Origin of the sequence: Flavobacterium aeripolare (assembly GCF_013294025.1) — a bacterium.
Taxonomy (GTDB): Bacteria; Bacteroidota; Bacteroidia; order Flavobacteriales; family Flavobacteriaceae; genus Flavobacterium.
In genome coordinates, this window is sequence record NZ_JABSNL010000016.1 from 1 (window position 1) to 24,374 (window position 24,374).

At 32.9% G+C, this 24,374-nt stretch carries 18 protein-coding genes and 1 tRNA gene; 12 read left to right on the plus strand and 7 right to left on the minus strand.

The annotated features are described in order from the left end of the window. Positions 1–1,812: 1,812 nt before the first annotated feature. From HNQ00_RS15465 to HNQ00_RS15480, 4 genes are all read left to right on the plus strand, one after another. The gene (locus tag HNQ00_RS15465) at positions 1,813–2,325 is read left to right on the plus strand and encodes a CAP domain-containing protein (protein WP_173839409.1); all 513 of its coding nucleotides are present in this window, start codon (positions 1,813–1,815) and stop codon (positions 2,323–2,325) included. A gap of 260 nt (positions 2,326–2,585) precedes the next feature. Beyond that, positions 2,586–2,670: transfer RNA gene (locus HNQ00_RS15470), tRNA-Ser, on the plus strand. Positions 2,671–3,126: 456 nt separating this feature from the next. After that, a complete protein-coding gene (locus tag HNQ00_RS15475; RefSeq protein WP_173839410.1) occupies positions 3,127–3,684 on the plus strand; it encodes a nitroreductase family protein in 558 nt (185 codons plus the stop codon). A gap of 80 nt (positions 3,685–3,764) precedes the next feature. Continuing rightward, complete coding sequence (locus tag HNQ00_RS15480) at positions 3,765–4,361, plus strand: M15 family metallopeptidase (RefSeq protein ID WP_254598545.1); 597 nt, start codon at positions 3,765–3,767, stop codon at positions 4,359–4,361. 1 nt (position 4,362) lies between these two features. On the opposite strand, the gene HNQ00_RS15485 is transcribed toward HNQ00_RS15480, so the two are convergent. From HNQ00_RS15485 to tsaD, 5 genes are all read right to left on the minus strand, one after another. Continuing rightward, complete coding sequence (locus tag HNQ00_RS15485) at positions 4,363–5,544, minus strand: THUMP-like domain-containing protein (protein WP_173839412.1); 1,182 nt, start codon at positions 5,542–5,544, stop codon at positions 4,363–4,365. Between the two features lie 2 nt (positions 5,545–5,546). Continuing rightward, positions 5,547–6,638 carry an AI-2E family transporter gene (locus HNQ00_RS15490; RefSeq protein WP_173839413.1) on the minus strand — a complete coding sequence of 364 codons (1,092 nt, stop codon included), beginning with the start codon at positions 6,636–6,638 and terminating at the stop codon, positions 5,547–5,549. Between the two features lie 326 nt (positions 6,639–6,964). Beyond that, positions 6,965–7,606 carry a DUF4159 domain-containing protein gene (locus HNQ00_RS15495; RefSeq protein ID WP_173839414.1) on the minus strand — a complete coding sequence of 214 codons (642 nt, stop codon included), beginning with the start codon at positions 7,604–7,606 and terminating at the stop codon, positions 6,965–6,967. Between the two features lie 18 nt (positions 7,607–7,624). Beyond that, on the minus strand, positions 7,625–8,332 hold the full coding sequence (locus tag HNQ00_RS15500) for a 16S rRNA (uracil(1498)-N(3))-methyltransferase (protein ID WP_173839415.1): 708 nt from the start codon (positions 8,330–8,332) through the stop codon (positions 7,625–7,627). A 5-nt stretch (positions 8,333–8,337) separates the two neighbouring features. Beyond that, complete coding sequence (gene tsaD / locus HNQ00_RS15505) at positions 8,338–9,360, minus strand: tRNA (adenosine(37)-N6)-threonylcarbamoyltransferase complex transferase subunit TsaD (RefSeq protein ID WP_173839416.1); 1,023 nt, start codon at positions 9,358–9,360, stop codon at positions 8,338–8,340. A 205-nt stretch (positions 9,361–9,565) separates the two neighbouring features. On the opposite strand from tsaD, the gene HNQ00_RS15510 reads away from it, so the two are divergent. From HNQ00_RS15510 to HNQ00_RS15530, 5 genes are all read left to right on the plus strand, one after another. Further along, positions 9,566–13,999 (plus strand): translocation/assembly module TamB domain-containing protein, encoded by a 4,434-nt coding sequence (locus HNQ00_RS15510; RefSeq protein WP_254598551.1) that lies wholly within the window; start codon positions 9,566–9,568, stop codon positions 13,997–13,999. A gap of 348 nt (positions 14,000–14,347) precedes the next feature. Next, positions 14,348–15,334 carry a 6-phosphofructokinase gene (gene pfkA / locus HNQ00_RS15515; protein ID WP_173839417.1) on the plus strand — a complete coding sequence of 329 codons (987 nt, stop codon included), beginning with the start codon at positions 14,348–14,350 and terminating at the stop codon, positions 15,332–15,334. Positions 15,335–15,417: 83 nt separating this feature from the next. Then, positions 15,418–16,422 (plus strand): type I glyceraldehyde-3-phosphate dehydrogenase, encoded by a 1,005-nt coding sequence (gene gap, locus HNQ00_RS15520; RefSeq protein ID WP_173839418.1) that lies wholly within the window; start codon positions 15,418–15,420, stop codon positions 16,420–16,422. A gap of 138 nt (positions 16,423–16,560) precedes the next feature. Then, positions 16,561–17,415: an N-acetylglucosamine kinase gene (locus HNQ00_RS15525; protein ID WP_173839419.1), complete on the plus strand. Its 855-nt coding sequence runs from the start codon at positions 16,561–16,563 to the stop codon at positions 17,413–17,415. A 5-nt stretch (positions 17,416–17,420) separates the two neighbouring features. Next, positions 17,421–17,786 carry a methylglyoxal synthase gene (locus HNQ00_RS15530; protein WP_026707320.1) on the plus strand — a complete coding sequence of 122 codons (366 nt, stop codon included), beginning with the start codon at positions 17,421–17,423 and terminating at the stop codon, positions 17,784–17,786. On the opposite strand, the gene HNQ00_RS15535 is transcribed toward HNQ00_RS15530, so the two are convergent. Beyond that, positions 17,776–18,159: a RidA family protein gene (locus HNQ00_RS15535; RefSeq protein ID WP_173839420.1), complete on the minus strand. Its 384-nt coding sequence runs from the start codon at positions 18,157–18,159 to the stop codon at positions 17,776–17,778. The two genes, HNQ00_RS15530 and HNQ00_RS15535, sit on opposite strands and share 11 nt — an antisense overlap. Before the next feature lie 69 nt (positions 18,160–18,228). After that, positions 18,229–20,979 carry a putative LPS assembly protein LptD gene (locus tag HNQ00_RS15540; protein ID WP_173839421.1) on the minus strand — a complete coding sequence of 917 codons (2,751 nt, stop codon included), beginning with the start codon at positions 20,977–20,979 and terminating at the stop codon, positions 18,229–18,231. 79 nt (positions 20,980–21,058) lie between these two features. On the opposite strand from HNQ00_RS15540, the gene HNQ00_RS15545 reads away from it, so the two are divergent. From HNQ00_RS15545 to HNQ00_RS15555, 3 genes are all read left to right on the plus strand, one after another. Next, a complete protein-coding gene (locus HNQ00_RS15545; protein WP_173839422.1) occupies positions 21,059–22,135 on the plus strand; it encodes an N-acetylmuramoyl-L-alanine amidase in 1,077 nt (358 codons plus the stop codon). Between the two features lie 72 nt (positions 22,136–22,207). Then, on the plus strand, positions 22,208–23,359 hold the full coding sequence (locus tag HNQ00_RS15550) for an N-acetylmuramoyl-L-alanine amidase family protein (RefSeq protein ID WP_254598552.1): 1,152 nt from the start codon (positions 22,208–22,210) through the stop codon (positions 23,357–23,359). 48 nt (positions 23,360–23,407) lie between these two features. Then, positions 23,408–24,364, plus strand: coding sequence for an MlaD family protein (locus HNQ00_RS15555; protein WP_173839424.1), 957 nt, complete (start codon positions 23,408–23,410; stop codon positions 24,362–24,364). Positions 24,365–24,374: the final 10 nt, after the last annotated feature.

Sequence of the window (24,374 nt, forward strand, 5' to 3'; positions counted from 1 at the left end):
TAAGCCCGCCTGCGCAGATGGTACTGCAGTTATGTGGGAGAGTATGTCGTCGCCTTTCTTTATCCTGAATTTATTTTAGGATCTCTAAGAACCCTGATTCATCCGAATCAGGGTTTTTTGTTGTGTAAAATGGTGAAGTATTGTGGGAGCCCCTCCCGATAACTATCGGGATTAATCGGGGGTCGTCGCCTTTCTTTATCCTGAATTTATTTTAGGATCCGTAAGAACCCTTATCCTAACGGATAAGGGTTTTTTGCGATCAAATTAAATACTTGGGTATTAAAAAAAAAAAATAGATAATCTAAACAATGATAAATCAATTTTTATACCGGCTCACTCCCGATTGCTATTTGAAGATATGTAATACTGTTATTGACGAATATTAAAAATATCAAGTATATTAAAGTGTAGTGTATATATGTGTAACACCTATTTTCTTATGACTTCTCTACCGAGATAGGTATGTAGTAGTTCGCAGTTGTTTTACTTTATTGATGGAAGATAGTTGAAATACAGTGATTCTATTTTACTCAAATATGAATTGATATTGAAAACCTTTAAAATGACCTGAAATTTGGAAAAGATCGGATTCTTATAATTGTAGGCTTTCATATTTCCTCTTTTTGTAGGTTTCATGTTTAAACTACTGAAAATTTATCAAGGTTTTTATCGTGTAAGTGGTTTTTAATTATTGTTTCTTTTGTCATTTTAGATATTCAATTTAATAGTGCAACCATTATAGTACTTCTGTTTATCAGGTGATTATTTTAAATTAATCTATGTCTTTTGTATTGTAACAGTTTCATATTGCTACAAGTTACTGCATCTTCATTTAAATAGATAAAGCGTATTACCATCTATTGTGCGGTATTAGGTGTTTAAACCTTAGATTTTTAGATACATAATTTAATAGTTAATGAGTATTATAAATAAAAATTTAGTTTGAAGTAGGTGTTACCCATCTAGAGTGGATTGATTTTTCAATCGTATTGGTATGTGAGTTCTGGTGGTATTACTCCCGCGTATCTCTTCAAGTGCTGTATATTTCAATATGCTGTGTCTAGACAGACTTAGATTTTTCGCATCTATTAGTTGCGGATTGTTGGATTTTTATATTCTGGTTGCACTACTATTTAGTTAGAGATTAATGAAAATTCTAACTTCTACGCTATAATTTTTGTGGTTCTTAGATTCTCAATATTTTAATTATTGATACTGATTATTATAGCTTTTATAACCATCATTTTTTAGGTAACTGTTTACAATACTAACATATTTACTATGGGGTTAAAATAAAGTAGGTACGGTATAAGTTAAAGTTTTATCCAATATTATGTTGCTATTCATCTTCAGGTTTTCTTCTTTGCCTATATATACAAGTTAGCAGTAGTGATATATGTATAATATTACCTTGCTCTTAGGTATTTTCAATTTTGTAAAAAGGTTTGGGATAGTGTACCCATCTTCTTTGTGTGCACTATCCTATTTGTTGTACGTAATTTGAGCATCTATGTTTATAGACGTCTGGCTACAGTTATGTAATGAAAGTAAAGCGGATTGTATATTTTACAACTCATAAATTCTTGTTTTAATTTTGAATTCTGCAATATTGATAAGTATTTAACAATGTTTAAAGTAAAAAATAACGTAATATTTGTAAGTAAATATTTAACATGTAATTAAATAAGTGTAGTTCATCGATTAAATGTACGTTTAAACGATAAAAGGTTATATATTTGAAAACAGAGAAACACCATTAATTAGTTATCGAGTTACAAGTTATTAATTCTTTAACGTTTAAATCTACATATTATGAAAGCAAAATTACTTAGTTTATTATTATTAGCATCAGTTATTTTTACAATGAACTCATGCGCATCAGATTCAAGTGAAGGAGTCGTTACTGCAAATTCTATTGCTAAATCAAAAGAAGTTTCTAACTATGTATATAGTGCAGAAGAATTAAAAGCAATGGAGCTAATTAATGACTATAGAGTTAGTGTTGGTTTAAACGCACTTAAGACTATCAATCATATCTCTTTTAAATCAGAAGAGCACGATTTCTACATGATTACCAATAATGTTGTTAATCACGATGATTTTGTAGCGCGTAGTCAAAATATTGTTGATGTACTTGATGCAAAAAAAGTAGGTGAAAATATAGCTTACAATTTCAATACTCCAGAAGGTGCATTGAAAGCATGGTTGAATAGTGAGTCGCATAAAAAGAATATTGAAGGTGACTTTACTCATTTTGGAATCGCAATTAAAAAAGACAGTGTTACAGGTAAAAAGTACTATACTAATATATTCGCTAAGATTTAGGTTTATGTTTGGGTTAAATCATAATAATTAAATATTGAATTGCTTTCATATTTAAGAAGCCAGTTGAAACAAGTTTGTTTTGACTGGCTTTTAAATTTTACGTTATTTATCTTTTGCTCTTAATTGCTTCATTGTGATCGTTTTATTAAAAAATATATTTCGTGCTCTTATTTATTTTAAAAAATAGTAAGAAATTGTGTTTTTTATTTGAAATAAATGTTTAAATTTGCACTCGCAATCAGGGATGATGGCAATTTATTGGAGAAATGGCAGAGCGGTCGAATGCGGCAGTCTTGAAAACTGTTGACTGTAACAGGTCCGGGGGTTCGAATCCCTCTTTCTCCGCAGAGAAACCCGAAACGAAAGTTTCGGGTTTTTTGTTTTTAAGATTATTTTTAAGTAACAAGCTTGAAAATAACAAACAACGTCAAAATTCTTTTTTTTGTTAGATTCCATTTGTAGGTAGCTCTACACAGGATAATAAAGAAATGATTAATTTATCGTAATGGATATTCGGAATTAAATTCTCAAATTTTTTCTTTACAATTTTTCCCTTGCTGAATTATACACTGCAAATTAATTAGAAGTTACTAATTATATACCTACGTTCTAAATTATCAGTCTGTGTATTTGTTAAAACTAATAGATGCTTGGTTGAATTGTTGACCGCTCTAATTTCCTCATTAGCTTTACAAAAGCAATAAAATGAAAAATATGCAGCGTATTGCTTTGTTTGTACATTTTATTATATGTGCTTTTCTTTAAGTATCTTTAGCGTTAGAATTATATAAAACTATTACAATGAACTTGATCGAAATCATAAAAACTAGGCGCTCAATAATGCCTAATCAATATAACAATACTCCAATAAAGGAAAATGATATTATAAAGATTTTAGACGCAGCAAATTGGGCTCCTACTCATAAACGTACAGAGCCTTGGAGGTTTAAAGTGCTTTCAGGTTCTAAAAAAGAAGAGCTTGGTATTTTTTTAGCCAATAAGTTTAAAAGTACTGCTGCCGTGTTTTCAGAATTTAAATTCGAAAAAATTAAAATCAACACTAATAAAGCTGATGTCGTAATTGCAATTTGTATGCAAAAAGACGTGAAGCAGCTTGTTCCTGAATGGGAAGAAGTAGCTGCAGTTGCTATGGCTGTTCAAAATATGTGGTTAATGGCAACCGAATTGAATATTGGTGCGTATTGGAGTTCGCCCAATCTCATTTCGTATGCAGATGAATTTTTCGATCTAAAAGAAAATGAAGTTTGTTTGGGATTCTTTTATATGGGGCATTATGATTTGCCCACGCCAGAGCGTCAGCCTGGTGATATCAATGAAAAAATTACTTGGTTGAAATAATGTTGAATTTAAATTTTTTTGATATGAAGTTAAATGCTTTCATTTTTACAGTTTCAATTTTCCTATTGTTTAGTATAGATATGTCTTGTCAGGTTTCTTACATTGGTCAACTAGAGGAAACGAATGTTGCTGACACGACATTTGTTAACTTAAGGGATTACAGTGACGATTTTGTTTATGATATGAGATATGCTACAGAAAATAATTTTTTAAGTGCTCAGGTTTATGACTGTGCTGAATGTCTTATAAGGTACAAGACGGTGAAAGCTTTAGTAAAAGCTAATGCAGCATTTATGAAGAAAGGCTTCCAGATAAAATTATATGATTGTTATAGGCCTTTAGATATCCAGAAAAGAATGTGGACCATTGTATCTAATCCTAAGTATGTAGCAGATCCTAAAAGAGGTTCTATCCACAATAGAGGCGGTGCAGTTGATATTACTTTAGTGGACTTGAAAGGTGATGCCGTGGATATGGGAACGGATTTTGATTTTTTTGGTATTGAAGCGAGTCACCAATATACTAAGTTACCAAAACAGGTTCAAGCGAGTAGAAAATTTCTAAAGAAGATAATGACAGCTAATGGGTTTAGGTCTTTTGATTCAGAATGGTGGCATTATAATTTAAAATCAGCTCTAAAAGATCCAGTGTCAAATGCTAAATGGGAATGTAAATAAATTAAACCTTTGAGCAAATCAATACAGTTTTGTTTTCAAGATAATCGGTGGTGAAGAAAGTATAAGTGCTTCCACCATCTTTAATCTTCCATTTTTTTCTAATATTCTCTACAGTTTCGGGAAAGTTTCTAACAGTAATATTAGCTTGCTGATTCTTTAAATGATTTGTCATTTCTAACTTACTATACTGAAGTGTTTTTTCGACTTTAAAAATCCTACCAGGAAAAGGAACTAGATTATTTGAGGTGTATAAGTGCGAGTGCTTGTGCAGTTTATTTAATTGATATTGGCTTGCTATCTCGTCAAAGCCTCCTGATTTCATTATAGCGCTGTTAGGTTCATAGAGGTATTTTAGGGCTAACTCATAATTATAGTTTTGAGTCTGTTGTCCCATGATAAAATTGAAAGTATCAATTTTGTCTTTTAAAATATTTGCAGTACAAATTTCAACAGCACCTTCATACTCTTTATGTAGCTCCCATAGCAACTCTTTTACTTCGTTTTCTAAAGCTACAATATGAATCTTCTTTACATTGTTCAGTTCGTTTAAGCCAGCCGTTAAATCCAGTAACGGTGCTGTTTTAATTAATATAGCATTCGATTTTTGAAAATAAAGATCTAGGTTTTCGGGTACATTGGGTAAACAATCTTTTAGCATAAATACTTTGCCCTTGCTGTCATTTCTGCGGGAGGGATCAATATATATCCAAGAGTGCTTTTGCTCATTATCGAGCAATATTTGTGTGCTGTCACCACTTAAACAGATGATGTTATTAATTGCTAAACTCTTATAGTTGTTTTTAACTATTTCAGATAAATCTTCGTTGATTTCGCAGTGGAAAACTTTGGGTATTATTTTCGAAAAATAATAATCATCAACGCCAAAACCGCCTGTTAAATCGATAAGGGATTCCCCAGATATTAGACTGCTTTTATATGCTGCCGTTTTTTCAGAAGATGTTTGTTCTACTGAAATTTTAGAAGGATAAATAATATTAGTACTAGCATACCAAGTAGGTAACTTATCCTTTGCTTTTGCTTTAGCTACTATTTGTGAAATAATGGAAATCCATTCCATCTCCGGAAAAGGATTTTTACGCAGTGCTAGCTTAGTCGCAGGAATAGTACTGTTTTCGTTAATATAATTCTGTATGTCAGCTGTTAATAACTTTGATAAATCCAAAATTAAATGTTTTTAGTTAGCAGTTGAATAACTTTACTTTCAGGGAAAAACTCCTTTGCAACTACTTTTAACATAGTGAACAGCGGTACTGCGATAATCATTCCTAATACACCGAACAGAAAACCAGCAATTAAAATCACTAAAAAAATCTCTAATGGATGCGAACTCACACTCTTTGAGAAAATAATTGGTTGTGAAAGATTGTTATCAATGATTTGCACAATCCAAAAGCCAATAAGGACATAGATAGTAGTGGGTAATATTTCGCTTTGAAAGTCACTACCTAAGTTAGCTAACATAGTAAGAGCAGCTGCTAATATAGAGGCAATCAATGGACCAATGTAAGGGATTACATTAAGTACAGCGCATAAGAAAGCAATTACTATAGGATTTGGTATTCCAAAGATTAATAATATTACGAGGTATAAAATAAAGACAATAAATAATTGTAACAGTAGGCCAATAAAGTAGCGAGACAATAATTTGTTTATTTTTTCGATCGAATTCAATATTTGCTCTTCGTGGCTATCTGGTATCAGTTTTTTTGCGGTAGATAAAAACGATTTTCGATCTTTTAAAAAGAAGAATGTAATGAATAGAACAGAGGCTAACCCCATACCTAAGCTACTTAAAGTAGCTAAAATTGCATTTAAGAAATTAGGTATAAAATTAAAATTAAGTTTTGAGGTGATATCTGCTTCCTGCATGACTTTTGCCGAATCAATGTGATGGCGTTCTAAGAAGCGAGTAATTTGATTTACTAACTGCAAACTATTCTGTTCAATTTGCGAAGTATTTAATAGTGATAGATTTTGTCCTTGATTGAGAATTAGAGGAATAAACATGACAATGAAACCACTGATAATGACTAGAAATATAAAAACGGTTGCAATGGTTGCAAATGTATTGTTGAACTTTAAGCGTTTAATGAAAAAATCCAAAATAGGATAGCCTATTAATGTGAGTATCAATGCTACGATCAAATAAATTAAAACAGACTGAATCTGGTAGAGAAAATAGAGTGTTAAGGCTACTGCTACGGTTGTAAATAGCGCTCTTAAAATACCATTAGATATTATTTTTGATGTGATCATTAGCTCCTTTTTGAGGGTATAAATATAAAAAAACTCGCCAAGAACTATCGTCTTTTCAAAACTTATGTTTAAAATAAATTGATTGCGATAATCCTACTTAAAATACAGCTTGTAAGTATAGTGTAGCAACCATAGTGAATTAAGTCTATAAAGCGAGAAGGCAATGTGTCACTGCTATGATTTAAATAATTAATTGTTATTTATAAGTGATCTAGAATAAATGATACTATGAAAGCAGTAGTGAGAATTACTAAAGAACTTTTATGAATACGTTTACTATAATAAAACGGTATCTTTCTTATTTGGAATTTGTGAATTCAACTTTATTAATTATTGAATATATAATTGATAATGTTAGCACCCATTCTCAATGCTTTTTCTCTAACTTCAGTAGGATCATTGTTAACAGCTGGATCTTCCCATCCATCCCCTAAATCGCTCTCATAAGTAAATAGTAAAACGAGTCTATTATTCGAAAAAATTCCAAATGCCTGTGGACGCTTCCCATCGTGTTCATGAATTTTAGGTAAGCCATTGGGAAAGCTAAATGGTTTTTGGAAAATAGGGTGACTAGCAGGTAGTTCCACTAACTCTTGATTAGGAAACAACTTTTTTATCTCCTTACGTACATATTGATTCAAACCATAGTTGTCATCAATATGTAAAAATCCTCCAGAATTGAGATATTTCTGTAAGTTTTGGACATCAGTTGGACTAAATACTACATTTCCGTGTCCAGTCATATGAATGAAGGGATAGGAAAATAGATTAGGACTCGATGGCTCAACTGTAGCAGGTTTTGTTACAATAGCCGTATTAATGTTTTTATTACAATAAGCGATTAAATTGGGTAACGAACTAGGATTTGCATACCAATCGCCACCTCCGCCATACTTTAATAAGGCGATTTCCTGAGCATAGCTGCTGCAGGTGAGAAGGAGTAACAGTATGTAAATCGTTTTTTTCACTACTACTATTTTTATTATTTAATTTTCGTTAACAAATACAATGCTATGACAGGCGACAATCGCTGCTGTTTCTGTTCTTAAGCGTGTGTTACCTAGAGAAACTGCTGTATAATCGTTTTCTAAAGCTAATGCAATTTCTTTAAGCGAAAAGTCACCTTCTGGACCTATTAATAAGGTAATGTCTGTGTCAGGTTTTAAAACTGATTTTAATGTTTTCTTATTTTGCTCCTCACAGTGTGCAATAAGTAACTGCCCGTTTTGCTCTTTTTTTATAAATTCCTTCAATGATATTGCATCATTTAATTTAGGCAAGTACGCTTCGTTTGATTGCTTTAAAGCAGTTAAAATGATTTTTTCAAAACGCTCTTTGTTGATTACTTTACGTTCAGATCTATCGCAAATTATAGGCGTGATTTCCTGAATTCCTATTTCTGTCGCTTTCTCTAGAAATAGTTCGAATCGATCATTCATTTTTGTAGGGGCAACAGCAAGATGTGTGTGAAAAGTAGATTTTGGTTTTACTTCAAAACTCAATACTTCTACCGTACATTTATTATCAGAAGCCAGTGTAATTTTGCATTCAGATATTAAGCCCATTCCATTTGAAACGTACAAAATGTCACCATCTTGCTTGCGTAAAACTTTGATAATGTGTTTGCTTTCTTCTTTATCGAATGAAAATTCGGTTGTTTGCTGGTTTATATTTTCGTTGTAAAATAATTGCATCTTTCTTAAAATTGTATTCTTGCTTTTGAAACTACTGCTGCAGATTCAAATTGTTGTGATAAAAACTTTTGATAACCTACAATTCCAATCATTGCAGCATTATCGGTGGTGTATTCAAATTTAGGTACAAATGTTTTCCATCCGTATTTTCCTTCGGCTTCTTTAAGTGTTTTTCTAATTCCTGAGTTAGCCGAAACTCCGCCTCCTATAGCAATTTGCTTAATTCCGGTTTCTTTAACAGCTAACTTCAATTTGTCCATTAAGATTTCTATAATGGTGTACTGAATTGAAGCACATATGTCATTCATGTTCTCTGCAATAAAATCTGGATTTTGCAATTTCTGTTTTTGAACAAAATAGAGAATTGCAGTCTTTAAACCAGAGAAACTAAAATCTAGTCCTGGTACTTTTGGTTTTGTAAACTGAAATGCTTTTGGATTACCAAGTTGTGCGTTTTTGTCTACTAGTGGTCCGCCAGGGTAAGGTAATCCTAAAATTTTTGCGCTTTTGTCAAATGCTTCACCTACTGCATCATCAGTAGTTTCCCCTATAATAGTCATTTTAAAGTAGTCTTCTACTTTTACAATTTGAGTATGGCCTCCACTTATAGTCAATGCTAGAAACGGAAAAGTAGGTTTTTCAAACCCTTCTTCATTTATAAAATGTGCTAATATATGTGCGTGCATGTGATTTACAGCAATTAACGGAATTTGTAGTGCTAACGCAAATGACTTTGCAAATGAACTCCCTACAAGCAAAGAACCCATTAGTCCGGGGCCTTGAGTAAAAGCAACAGCACTAAGTTGCTCCTTTGTAATGTTGGCTTTTTTAAGCGCAGCATCAATTACGGGAACTATATTTTGCTGATGTGCACGAGACGCGAGTTCAGGTACAACACCACCATATTGTGTGTGAATAAGTTGATTTGCTACAACATTTGAGAGTACATTATCGTTATGCAATACAGCTGCTGCGGTATCGTCACAAGAACTTTCGATAGCAAGAATAAAAACCTTGGGATTTTGCATAAAAAGGCACAAATTTTGAATTATATTTGACGAGCCGAATTTTATTTTATTTATTTTTACGGCGCAGCCAAAATTAAAGAATTTTTCTTAAAGGCAGTGCCATTTATAAAGGCAAAATCACATTTCTGAACAAAATATAATTATCTAAAGTATCAAAAAATTCATTAAAATAATTTTACGTCTTTTTCTAGGACTTATCATTCTATTGCTATTGGGTGCAATATCGTTGTCTGTCCCTTTTGTTCAAACTAAGATTGCGCAGTATTTTACTAAGAGTATCAATGATGATTTTGGAACAAAAATTAGTATTGATGGTGTGAGAATATCTGTCTTTGGTGGTGTGAAATTTAAAAATGTAATGATTCGTGATCATCATAATGATACACTTATTTTTACTCGAATTCTCAATACAAATATTTTAGAAGGAAAGAAAATTCTAGACGGAGATCTTATCTTTGGCGATATCCGCTTAGATGGTTTGGTTTTTAATATGAAGAGGTATAAAAATGAGAAAGATACCAACTTTGATTATTTTATAAATGCTTTTAATACAGGCAAACCATCTAATAAAAATTTTCTTTTAAAAACAAATAGTGCTACGATTTCTGATGGTCGTTTTATATTAATAGACGAAAATAAAGAAAACCCTAAAGATGTTGATTTTAAACGTCTCAACATAAAATTAAGCAACTTCTTAATTTACGGACCTGCTATTAAAACTAAAATTGAAAAGATGTCTTTTCAAGACTATCGAGGATTATACGTCGCAGATCTTAGTACTGATTTCAGCTATACAAAAACAAGTATTAAATTAGAGAATTTGAATTTGTTGACAAAAGAGTCTGCTTTAAAAGGGGATGTGTTTTTAAAATATACTATCGCCGATTTTCAAGATTTTAATAATAAGGTGAAGTTTGATATAAAATTAAAATCAGCTCACTTAGCTACTAATGACATTCGTAACTTTTATGACGAACTTGCAAAAAACCAATTTTTTGATTTCACTAGTCGCATAACGGGGCCGTTGAATAATCTAGTATTGTCTAATTTAAAATTAACTGATTCGAAGAATACAAAAATACAAGGGCAAATTAATTTTAAAAACTTATTTGGGAAAGAGGGTCAGCCATTTTTTATGAATGGTAATTTTAAAAATGTAAGTAGCAGCTACGATAATTTAACTGCGATGTTGCCAAATATTCTAGGTAAAAAACTGCCTGAAGAATTAAAGAAATTAGGTAATTTCTCAATTATAGGAAGCACAAGTGTAAGTAAAACGGCACTTACTGCTGATTTTTCATTGGATACAGAAATAGGTAAAGTACAATCTGTATTATCGATGAACAGTATTGATTTTATCGATAAGGCATCTTATGCTGGAAATATTGTCTTAGTAGATTTTAATGTGGGTGAGTTGCTAGGTAGTGAGGATCTAGGTTTGGTTAGCATGAATATCGATGTTGATGGAAAGGGATTTACCGAAAAATATTTAAATACAGCATTAAAAGGAGATGTAACAAAAATTGATTTCAAAAAATATACTTACACAAATGTTGTCGTTAATGGTAATTTTAAAGCACCTAATTATAAAGGGCAAATATCTGTTAATGACCCTAATTTAAGCATGAACTTTGATGGATTAGTCGATCTAAGAAACAAAGAGAATAAGTATGACTTTCATATCACGGTAGAAAATTCAGACTTGCACAAATTAAATTTGGTTGTTGATCCTCTTTCTAAATTTAGAGGAGATGTGCTCGTTCAAGTAACAGGAAATACAATCGAGAACTTACAAGGAAATGTGTACATTCAAAAAACGTCTTACGAGAATGAGAAAGATGTGTACATTTTTGACGATTTTAATATTGCATCTAAATTTGACAAAGATCGTGTGCGAACAATTACAGTTAATTCACCGGACATTGTAGAAGGTGAGATTGTAGGGAAATTTCAATTTAGTCAATTAGGGAATCTTATTCGAAATTCCTTAGGTAGCTTATACACAAACTTCAAACCTGATAAAGTTAGCAAGGGACAGTTTTTAAAATTTGATTTCACTATCTACAACAAAATTATCGAAATATTCTATCCAGAGATGTCTATCGGGACTAATACTGTAGTGAAAGGTAATATCAAATCTGATAGTCAAGAATTTAAACTTAATTTCAATTCGCCACAAATATTATTGGCTAAGAACAGCTTTGATAATATTAGAATAGCTATTGATAATAAGAATCCACTTTATAATGCATTTGTCGAGTTAGACAGTATCAAAACACCGTACTATAAGATACGCGATTTCAGCTTGATTAACGTTACAATGAAGGATACCTTATTTTTTAGAACTGAGTTTAAAGGAGGTAAGAAAGGGGAGGATTATTTTAATCTCAATTTATACCACACCATTAATAAGGACAATCTAAATGTAGTGGGCGTAAGCAAATCTGAAATGAAATTTAAAGATTATCTGTGGTATTTAAATGAGGAGGATAAACCTAATAATCAAGTGGTTTTTGATAAATCATTCAAGAACTTTAAGATTGATGACTTTATATTGTCACATGAAGATCAGGCAATAACTTTAGTAGGGACGATTAAGGATTTGATAAATAAAGATTTACAACTTAGTTTTAAAGATGTTGATTTGTATCGAATAACTCCTGATAATGAAAAATTCATTTTCAAGGGTAATATAAATGGAGAAGTCAACTTTAAGCAAAATAACGAAGTTTATAAGCCTACTGCGTCGCTGGTTATTGATCAATTGAATATTAATAACACGGCATTGGGTGAGTTGAATTTTAACATTGAGGGCGATAAGAACTTACAGAAATTTGTCATTAATTCCTCGGTTAAAAATGAAAATGTAGAATCACTTAGTGCAAATGGTAATTTTGAAATTGTAGGAAAGGAAACTTTATTAGATTTAAAGGTGGCTTTGTCTAAATTCAATTTAGGCATATTAGGTTCGCTAGGTGGAGAGGTTTTATCTAATATTCGAGGGTTGCTAACCGGGAATGCAAATGTGAGCGGGAATTTAAAGAAACCTAAAATAAATGGACGACTCTTTGTAGACGACGCCGGACTCACTGTACCTTATTTAAATGTAGATTATGAATTGGGAGGCCGTTCAATTATCGATCTAGCAGATGAGAAATTCCTTTTTAGAAACAACACTTTAACTGATACAAAGTTTGATACAAAAGGGACTTTAAATGGAACAGTGGAGCATAATAACTTTGCTGATTGGAAGCTTGATCTTACCATAAATAGTAATAGGCTTGTAGCACTAGATACTAAAGATAAGGATGATGCTGCTTATTATGGGACTGCATTTATAGATGGTACAGCAACCATAAAAGGACCTACAAATAGTTTGTTTATAAAAGTAGCGGCGCGATCAGAAAAAGGAACATCAGTAAAAATCCCTATTAATGACGCCGAGAGTGTAAGTGATAATTCGTTTATTCATTTCCTTACACCTAAGGAGAAGCGCAATATAGAGTTGGGAATTGTAGATAACACTAAAAAGTATGGTGGTCTACAATTAGAATTTGACTTAGATATCACTCCGGATGCCGAAGTAGAGGTTATTCTTGATCGAAATTCAGGCCATGGAATGAAAGGAAAAGGATATGGAACATTATTATTTAAAATTAATACACTAGGTTCATTTAATATGTGGGGAGATTTCCAACCTTATGAAGGAACATATAATTTCAAGTATGGTGGATTTATAGATAAAAAGTTTGATGTTAAAAAAGGAGGATCAATCTCTTGGGAAGGGAATCCATTGAAGGCACAACTGAATTTAGAGGCGGTTTATAAAACCAATGCAAATCCAGCAGTATTACTTGATAACTCTTCTTTTAGTCGAAAAGTTCCCGTAGAGGTGGTGATAGGTATTCGAGGCGATTTGGCTAGTCCTGAACCCGATTTCAATATTGAATTCCCTACCGTGAGTAATGTTTTAAAATCTGAAATTCAATATAAATTGAATGACAAAGATGTACGACTAACGCAAGCACTTTACTTATTATCATCCGGTGGATTCTTAAGTCCAGAGGGTGTAAGTCAGTCTGATTTTTCAGGTAGTTTATTTGAAACAGCTTCTGGATTGCTAGGTGGAATCATTCAATCTGATAGTGAGAAGTTTAAAGTTGGTTTGAATTACACACCTGCTGATAAACGACTAGGTAAAGAAACTGATGGTAGAGTAATTGCTACGATAACTTCAAAAATAAACGAGCGCGTTACTATTAATGGTAAGTTAGGTGTGCCTTTTGGGGGTGTCAATGAATCAGCTATTGTGGGCGATTTAGAAGTACAATATCGTGTCAACGAAGATGGAACCTTGAATTTGCGAATCTTTAATAGAGAAAATGACATCAATTACATAGGAGAGGGAATAGGATATACACAAGGTGTGGGTATTTCTTATGAAGTAGATTTTGACACTTTCAAAGAATTAATCAACAAGATATTTAAAGATCAAAAACTAGAGCAAGCCAAGCAGGTCAAGAATGAGATTCAAGATTCGGCTTTATCTCCGGACTATATTAATTTTAATAAGCCTAATTCACCTAAGAAGCCTACGGTTGAAAAAAACAAAGAAGCAGTACTTCCTGAAGAGAACTAGTCTAATTCGATCTAAAATAATCACCCTATCAATTAAGTTTGATAGGGTTTTTTTATAGCCCAAAGGGGAGCAAAAAATAGAAATAGTCTTACTACTACAAAAAATTAGTTTGCTATTATTTAAAGTGTTAATAACCTTCATAAAAAGTGTCACTATTTGCTAATTTCTGTTTAATCTTTAAAGATTAATTCTAAAATTTAATTATTGTTAAAAAATATTGGATATTTTTTGATTTTTCGAAAACTTATTAACGAAAACGTTTGAATTTAGTTGCGCTATTAAAATTATCATTTGCATAACGTTTTTACGTCGTTATGTTTGTTAATTTTACATTCAAATAGTATTACAATGCCAGAAAAAATAAGAAAAGTAGGAGTGTTAACATCAGGGGGAGATTCTCCAGGGATGAATGCTGCCATTAGAGCTGTGGTTCGTACTTGTGCATATCATAACATTGAATGCATCGGAATTTATAGAGGTTATCAAGGAATGATTGAGGGAGATTTTAAAGAAATGGGACCTCGATCAGTAAATAATATAGTAAATAAAGGAGGGACGATTTTAAAATCGGCTCGTTCTTTAGAGTTCAAAACTCCAGAAGGTAGAAAGAAAGCTCATGACAATCTTGTAAAAGCAGGAATTGATGCTTTAGTGGTTGTAGGTGGAGATGGAACCTTTACTGGTGGATTAATTTTTAATACTGAGTTTGACTTTCCGATCATGGGAATACCAGGAACTATTGATAATGATATTTTTGGTACTAGTCACACACTTGGTTATGATACTGCTTTAAATACGGTAGTAGAAGTAATCGATAAAATTAGAGATACTGCAAGTTCGCATAACCGATTGTTTTTTGTAGAGGTGATGGGTAGAGATGCTGGTCATATTGCACTTAATGCAGGTATTGGGGCAGGAGCTGAGGAAATACTAATTCCTGAGGAAGACTTGGGATTAGAACGTTTACTGGATTCTTTGAAAAAAAGTAAAGCGTCTGGAAAATCTTCAAGTATCGTAGTAATTGCAGAAGGTGATAAAATAGGTAAGAATGTATTCGAATTAAAAGATTACGTCGAGGCTAATTTACCAGAGTACGACGTGAGAGTTTCTGTATTAGGGCACATGCAAAGAGGTGGATCGCCATCATGTTTTGATAGAGTCCTTGCAAGTAGGTTAGGTGTAAAAGCTGTAGAGTCTTTACTGGAAGGGAAATCAAATTACATGGTAGGTTTACAAAGTGATGCTGTGATTTTAACACCATTAGAGCAAGCAATAAAAGGGAAGTCAGAGATTGACAGAGAATTATTGCGTGTGTCTGATATCATGTCAACATAATATTTTCGAAAAAACACACAGTGTAATTTTCGAATAAAAAAAGATAATAAACTAGAACTAGAAATAAACAAAAATTAAAGAAAATGTCAAAAGTAAAATTAGGAATAAACGGTTTTGGAAGAATTGGAAGAATCGTATTTAGAGAATCTTTCAATAGAGACAATATTGAGGTAGTTGCAATCAATGATTTATTAGATGTAGACCACTTAGCTTACTTATTGAAATATGATTCAGTTCACGGTAGATTTAACGGTACTGTTGAAGTAAAAGAAGGGCAACTTTTTGTAAACGGAAAAAACATCCGTATTACTGCAGAAAGAAATCCAGCAGATTTAAAATGGAATGAAGTTGATGTTGATGTAGTTGCTGAATGTACTGGATTTTTCACAACTGTTGAAACTGCAAACGAGCATATCAAAGGTGGTGCAAAAAAAGTAATTATTTCTGCTCCTTCTGCTGATGCTCCTATGTTTGTAATGGGTGTAAACCATACTGAAGCAAAAGCTTCTGACTTGGTAGTTTCTAATGCATCTTGTACTACTAACTGTCTTGCACCTTTAGCAAAAGTTATCAACGATAATTTCGGAATTGTAGAAGCATTAATGACCACTGTTCATGCTACGACTTCTACTCAAATGACTACTGACGGACCGTCTAAAAAAGACTGGAGAGGTGGTCGTGCTGCATCTTGCAACATTATCCCTTCTTCTACGGGAGCTGCAAAAGCAGTAGGAAAAGTTATTCCTGAATTGAATGGAAAATTAACTGGTATGGCTTTCCGTGTACCTACAACTGATGTATCTGCAGTAGATTTAACTGTAAAAGTTGCTAAAGAAACTTCTTACGAAGAGATCATGGCTACTTTAAAGAAAGCTTCTGAAACTACAATGAAAGGTATCTTAGGATTTACTGAAGATCTTGTTGTATCTCAAGATTTTGTAGGAGATTCAAGAACGTCTATCATTGATGCAAATGGTGGAATTGGATTAAACTCTACTTTTTTCAAAATCATTTCTTGGTATGATAACGAATATGGATATTCAAGTAAATTAATTGATTTAGCTGTGCACATCTCTGCATTGAAATAATCAATCATAAATATAAAAATCCCGTCAAATTACTTTTTGACGGGATTTTTTTTTAAATTTTTTCAAAAATGTATCAGGAAATGTCTTATTTTAGAACATAATTTGGTACAATTATAACCAAACCTTAAACCGATAAAAATGAAGTTAATAGTTGATAGTGGTTCTACTAAGGCCGACTGGATTGCAATAGATGATGAAGGAAAAGTGTTGTTTACAACACAAACATTAGGATTAAATCCTGAGATTCTAGAAAATGACGAAATCATTAGTCGCTTGAATGATCGTTTTGATATTTTGCAAAATAAAAGTAATGCGACACATCTATTTTTTTACGGTGCTGGTTGTGGTACTGATAAAATGAAAAGAACATTGACAGATGCTTTTCAAAATTATTTTGTTAATGCAGTAATTTCTGTTGAGGAGGATACGTATGCTGCAGCTTATGCAACAACACCTAAAGGGGAGGAAGCTATAGTTGCCATACTAGGAACGGGCTCTAATTGCAGTTATTTTGATGGTACAAAACTACATCAAAAAGTACAGTCATTAGGATATATAATTATGGATGACTGTAGTGGAAATGTTTTTGGAAAAGAATTAATTCGAAAATATTATTTCAATAAAATGCCACAAGAGCTTGCTGTTGAGTTTGAGAAGGAATACAACGTAGAGCCTGATTTTATTAAGAGTAAGTTATATAAGGAAGCAAATCCAAATGCTTATTTGGCTACTTTTGCTAAGTTTTTAATCCAGCATAAAGACCACGAATTCTGTAAAAAAATCATTTTTAAGGGAATGAAATCTTTTGTAAAAAATTACATTAAGCAGTTTGATAATTGTAAAGATATTCCAGTTCACTTTGTAGGTTCTATTGCCTTTTATTTAAAAGAAGAATTACAAGAAACATTTGATAAATATGAACTTACGTTAGGTAATGTTTTGAGAAGACCAATTGATGGTTTGATCGCTTATCATGTAGCTAATAAGGATTAATTATGATGGAAATTGCGATTATAGCACACGATGGAAAGAAAGCAGATATGGTTCAGTTTTTAAATAAAAACAAGCTGCTTTTGCAAAAAGAAAATATAAAGTTAATTGCTACTGGAACAACAGGAAGCAAGGCAGAAAATGCAGGATTTAAGGTGAAAAGGATGTTGTCTGGACCGCTAGGAGGCGATGCTCAAATTGCTGCTAGAGTAGCAGAGGGCAAAACTAAGATGGTTTTGTTTTTTAAAGATCCTCTTGCGAGTCATGCTCATGAAGTAGATATAAACATGTTGCTTCGTGTGTGTGATGTACACAATGTGCCTATCGCCACAAACGAAGCAACTGCTCAATTATTATTGAAGGCTATAGTATAGCAGTCATTGAAATTTCTACATTTACATTTTTTGGCAAACAAGCCACTTGAACCGTTTCACGAGCTGGAGCGGTTTTTTCGTTGAAATAAGTAGCATAAACAGTATTTATTTTAGCAAAATCATTCATATCCATGATGAATATTGTAGTTTTTACAACATGCTCAAATGTCATCCCTGCAGCTGTTAGTACCGCTTTCATATTTTCCATTACCTGCTTCGTTTCAGCTTCGATTGAACCTGTTACTAGTTCGCCAGTTGCTGGATCAATAGCAATTTGCCCTGAAGTATATAAAGTGTCTCCTTTTAATATTGCTTGACTGTATGGCCCAATAGGTGCCGGCGCTTGATCTGTGAATATGATTTTTTTTGTCATGATTTTTATTTTTAAGTTGTACTTTCTATTCTATTATTTTTGCTTTCGCCAAAGCGAACAATGCATTTATTATCTTGTTGAAGTACTTCTTTTATCCCACTTGATATCACTTAATACGCCTGATTTAATCCCGATAAAGAATCCCCAGTTTGCGTTTGTTCCAAAAGGTGTCCAGTTAAAATCCATTCTCCAACTAAGTAAATCTCTTTCAAATCGAAGTTGAGTGTAGGTTACACCATTTTGTACAAAATCGTAACCGGTAGAGATACCTGCCTTCCATTTTGGGGTAAGATCAGCATTAGCAGAGATCATAATTGAATTACCTATTATTTCGCGCTCTCTGTTGTTGTTTCCATAGGTTAGCGAATAGGCAAATGTCATGTCCCAAGGAAGCTTAGAATTAAAGAACTCAGATATTACATCTTCTCCTGCATCTTCACCCTCATCGTCAAACTGACTAGTTCTGTTATTATTGACAGTGTTTCTACCAAATAAGTCATCCTCTCGTCCACCATTACGCTGTGTTTGGTCGTCTTTATTGTTTTTGTTTTTATCCTTTTGCTGACTTGATATAGAATAATTCAAGGTCATATTAGCACTAGTCATTCGAAACAAACTACCACCATTATCAATATTAAAAGTGTTGATTCTAGTACCTGAATTGTCAATAGCATACGGGTCTAAGGTTGCTCCAAAATTCACATTCATTTTGTCTTTAAATAATTGGGTTCCTCCGCTCACACGCACCGGAGACCAGGCTAATGATGTGACACCATCGGCATCTAGATTGTAGCTAGTAGACAAGTTTAAATTGTTTAATAGCATGATTTTTTTAGGCTCTGTTTTTGTACTGTCAGAGTCGCGTACTTTAGCCTCAAAGGTGTTGCTTAAATCAATTCCCAATACATTAGAATTTGTCAATCCCGGTGCTCCAAAGATTCCTCCTTCAAAGCGCGTATACTGCTTGTTAATAGTTCCTGTACCGTCGCTATCATAAGTGTCGTAATATTTTTCAAAACTTGGAGTGTAGCCATAAGATATAGATGGTCGCATGACGTGGCGTATTGACTGGATTTTTTTGTCTTCGCCAAAATTAAAAGTACCGTATATCGTAGTACCTACACTTGAGGAAAAAGAATAGGTTCTATAAGCATCAAAACCATTTACAGTTTTGTCTACAACGGTTCCTTGATCAACGTCAAAACTGCGCTCTATTGTTTTGGCATACCATACCTCTTCATAATTTACACTGGTAGAAGCACTAAAATATTTAAAAAGTTTGAAGTTAGTACTAAGTGGGATGCTGTGTTGTACGCCCACTTGCGCATCTCTAAACATTTGCGGTTTAAAAAACAAAGAATCGGTTGTCGTGATACTATTTCTACCACTTAAGTTATATTGTAAGTTGATGTTTTTAAAGAATCCCTTTTTTACATCGTCTTTCCCTACAAATGGATAAATTCTATCAACACTTACTTGCAATGTAGGTAGCGTCATATTGATAACCTCTGTTTGTGTGTTTTGAGAATGGGTTGCTGATAGCGACATTCTAACTTGTGGTACAGAGTTAAATGTTTTTGAATAGGAAACAGAAGAACTAAGCGTATTATTCAAGTTAGAACCTACGTTTGCTTGATTAATGGACTGCTGGAAATATTTACTACTACCTAAGTTCACAGATGCTGAGAAGGTAGAGTTAGGATTTGCCTTTGTATCTCTAGAATGTGACCATTGTAAATTGTAAATTTTCTGCTTGGCATAATCTGGAAAACCACGCTCACTTGTTATAAGGTTTTCGTATCTAAAATTGATATTTCCACGATAATTATAGCGCTTAGCATAAGAAGATTCAAAACGTAAACCGTAACTTCCATTAGTATAGTAATCGCCTAAAAAAGTTAAGTCGTAATTGTCAGTTAGTGCAAAGTAGTATCCTCCGTTTTGTAATGAAAAACCTCTAGTGTTTGAATCATTATAACTAGGTAAGATAATACCAGAAACGTTAGTTTCTTTGCTCATAGGGAAATACGCAAAGGGTAGTGCGATAGGTGTAGGAACATCTGCTATAACCATATTAGTCAAACCAGTTATTACTTTTTTTCCGGGTATAAATTTTACTTTATTTGTTTGAAAATAATATTCGGGATTATCTACATCTTTTGACGTTGTAAATCGAACACCTTTTAGAAAATAAACCGAGTCATTTTCTTTCTTTGTTACCTGTGCTTTTATTCTAAATTCTCCTTGATCAGATCTTGAGTTATAAATTAAGGCTTTTTGAGTTTTAAAATTAAAGCGTATTGAGTCAGGCTGAACCTCATTTGCACCCTGTTTAAAGTTGGGATACTGTGTGTATTTTCCAGTCGAATCTTTAATTCTTCCAGCATACACTTCGTTTTTTTCATAATCGAGAACAATTACACCTGATTTTAACTCGACATCTTCATAATATAATTCTGCTTTATCATACAAAGTGATCAATTTTTTCTTTTGATCAATCTTGACATAATTATCAGCCTTGTATTTTACTTTCGAATTTAAAAAAGTTTTCTTGTCTTTAATACTATCCTTTTTTACGACGATTGTTGGCTTTTTTATAGTGTCCCCTGCATTTATACCCTCTTTTTTAATAGTATCAAGCGGTATAACCGTTGTCTTTTTAATAGGTATAGTCGAATTTCTCTTAGGGATTTCTTGTGCGCATACGTCAAATGAACCTATAGATAGGAGGAATGCTACTAAAACGATATTAAATAAGTTTGTCTGCAAAGGGATAAATGCTATTTTTGTGTAATTATGGCCTGTTTTTTGAACAGTCAAACATACAGATTATTTTTTGGCAAAAATAATCAAATAAAAAAATTAAGTACTAGTGTTCCATTAAAATTAACTTTAGCATATGAAAATCAACTATTATGGTTTTTTTCTGATATTTATTACCACATTCTTAACGCAATCGCCAGCTTTTGCTCAAGCTAGTGAGAAGTTTACAATTATTTTAGATGCAGGTCATGGAGGGAAAGATCCTGGTAACTCTTACCACGGGTTTACAGAAAAAGATATTGCTTTAAAAACCACTTTAAAAGTTGGTGGTTTTCTCAATAAAATAGCTGATGTTGAAGTTATTTATACCCGTACAACTGATGTCTTTATCGAATTAGTTAATAGACCCAAGGTGGCAAACAAGGTCAATGCAAATCTTTTTGTCTCTATTCATTGCAATTCAGTTAGAAATTACCAACCATATGGTACAGAAACTTTTGTTATGGGGCTTTCTCGTACCGATCTAAATCTAGAAGTAGCTAAAAAAGAAAACTCAGTTATTTTACTTGAAGATAATATTAAAGACAACTATCAAGGTTTTGACCCTAATAAACCTGAATCGCTTATTGGTTTAACAATGATGCAGGAAGAAAATTTAAATAACAGCATCATCCTAGCTAATGAGGTACAAAATAATTTTACTAATAATTTGCAACGCAATTCAAGAGGGATTAAACAACAGCCATTATGGGTACTTGATGCTGCTTACATGCCTAGTGTTTTAATAGAATTAGGGTTTTTATCGAATAGAGAAGAGGGAGAGTATCTAAACTCTGAGGAAGGTCAAGACCAAATGGCTTTTCAAATAGCAAGTGCGATTGTGCAGTATAAAAATAAGTTTTATGGCACAGAAGGTCCCACAGGTTTAGAGTCTAGCGCTCCTAAAATTACTCCAAGGCAAATTCCTGCTGCAACAACAGCAACATTAGTTCCTGGCGCTCCTATATATAAGGTGCAATTAATGGCAAGCGAGAAAAATATTGCGATGATTCCTTCAAATTTTAAGGGATTAAACAGTATTAGTAATACTTATGATTCGCAATTGTATCGCTATATGTATGGGGAGACAAACAGTGAAGAAGAAGCACAAAGATTAGAAAAAGAAGCTAAGAGTGCTGGTTTTCCAGACGCATTTGTAACAACTGTGAATTAAAGTGCGTTCCTAGTGCACTTTGTGTTGATGAAATGCATAAGAATAAGTAAGTTTGTAAAAAAAAAAAAGATTTTGAAATTACCCTATTCCCATAATATCACTTTAAAGGCATTTCTTTTTATTGCTTTGTCGCTATCTTCATTAACCTACAGTCAATCGCGTAATTTTAAAGTTACGCTCGATGCAGGTCATGGAGCACATGATTTTGGTGCTACATATAGAGGACACGTAGAAAAAAACATAGCTCTTGCAATTGTTTTAAAAGTAGGGAAATTACTGGAGGCAAATTCAAAAATAGACGTTACTTATACTAGAAAAACGGATGTTTTCATCGACTTAGTAGAACGTGCTAATATTGCAAATAGAGCAAATGCTAACATTTTTGTGTCTATACATTGTAATGCAAACAGAAATACTGCTGCTAGTGGTACCGAAACCTATGTAATGGGTATGAATAAAATTGCATCTAATCTTGAGGCTGCAAAAAAGGAAAACTCTGTAATTACATTAGAGAAAGACTATAAAAGAAAATATGAAGGCTATGACCCTAATTCACCAGCGACGATGATAGGGATGACGCTAATGCAAGAAGAATATCTAGATAATAGTATTTCTCTCGCGAGTAAGGTGGAAAATGAATTTGAAAAATTAGGTAAAAAAATTAGAGGAGGCGGAGTAAAACAAGCACCCTTTATGGTTTTGCATAAGGCTTATATGCCTAGAATTTTGATCGAAACCGGATTCATATCTAATTATAGTGAAGGAAATGTATTAGATTCAGAGGCAGGGCAAAACGAAATTGCAAAAGCAATTACAGATGCTATCCTAAGTTATAAAAGCGAGTACTATGGCAATGGTACGGTAGAATCGCTTGAAAACAGGCCTTCTACAAGAGCTGCTGCAGAGAGTACTGCTACAAAAACTACAGTAGCTGAGGCAAGTAGAACAGTTTCAAAAGCAACGAATAGCGGCGATATTATATTCAAGGTACAAATAGCTGCAAGCAGTAAAAAATTACCACTACTAGCAAGAAATTTTAAAGGACTTAATACGATTTCAATGGAGAAATCAGGTGCAGCATACAAGTACATGTATGGCGAAACTTCTGATTATAACCAATCTAAAGTTTTATTAAGTCAGGCTAAGGCCAAAGGTTATTCGTCTGCTTTTTTAATCGCGTTCAAAAACGGAAGGAAAATCAGCATCCAAGAAGCAATTAAATAATTACAAGTTGGATATTTTATATTAAATTTGTGCAAAATACTTTAAATTTTGAAACTAACAAGAGAGATTAAGACGGCGATATTGGTTATCGCATCTATACTATTATTTATTTGGGGTTACAGCTTTTTAAAAGGGCGTGATTTATTGAGTAGCTACAAGAAATTGTATGTACAATATGATTCAGTTGAGGGACTTTCTTCTTCTGCACCTGTTACTTTAAACGGACTTGCTATAGGTCGTATTACTGGGATTACTATAAACCCAAAAACAGGAAAGCTAATTGTTGAAATGCAAATCAAATCTGATTTTCCTATTTCGCAATCAAGTACTGCTACTATTTATGAGCCAGGTCTAATTGGTGGAAAGCAAATTGCGATAAATCCTAATCTAGCTGATAATACATCGGCAGCAGATGGTAGTTATTTATCAGGAAATATTAAGCAAGGTCTTACTGATGCCGTAGGGGAGAAGTTAGTGCCAATTCAAGAAAAGTTGAATAAGTTGATGGGCAACGCTGATCAATTAATTAGTGGTTTCAACAATGTACTCGACGAGAAAGCGCAAAATGATTTGAGAAAAAGTTTGGCTGAGTTAAGTTTAACAATGGAACAGTTTCACAAAGCTTCTTTAAGTATGAATAATGTGCTTGATGATAACAAAGCACAGGTGAAAGGCGTGGTGACCAACTTTAATAAAATCTCTAAGGATTTTTCAAATATTTCAGATTCGCTTAACAAAGCTGATATGGGTAAGACCGTACGTAACTTAAATGCAACACTTGCTAAAGTTAATGGACTAGTACAAAACCTAGAAGCTGGAAAAGGAACAATGGGGAAATTACTTAAGGATGATGCACTTTATACTAATTTGACTAAGTCTACAAAAGAGTTAGAATTATTGTTACAAGATGTACGTTTATATCCTACAAGATATATTAATGTTTCAGTCTTCGGAAAAAAGAACAAACCATACAAAGGAGTACCTGCTAACGATACAATTAAATAAAAGTTTTTAT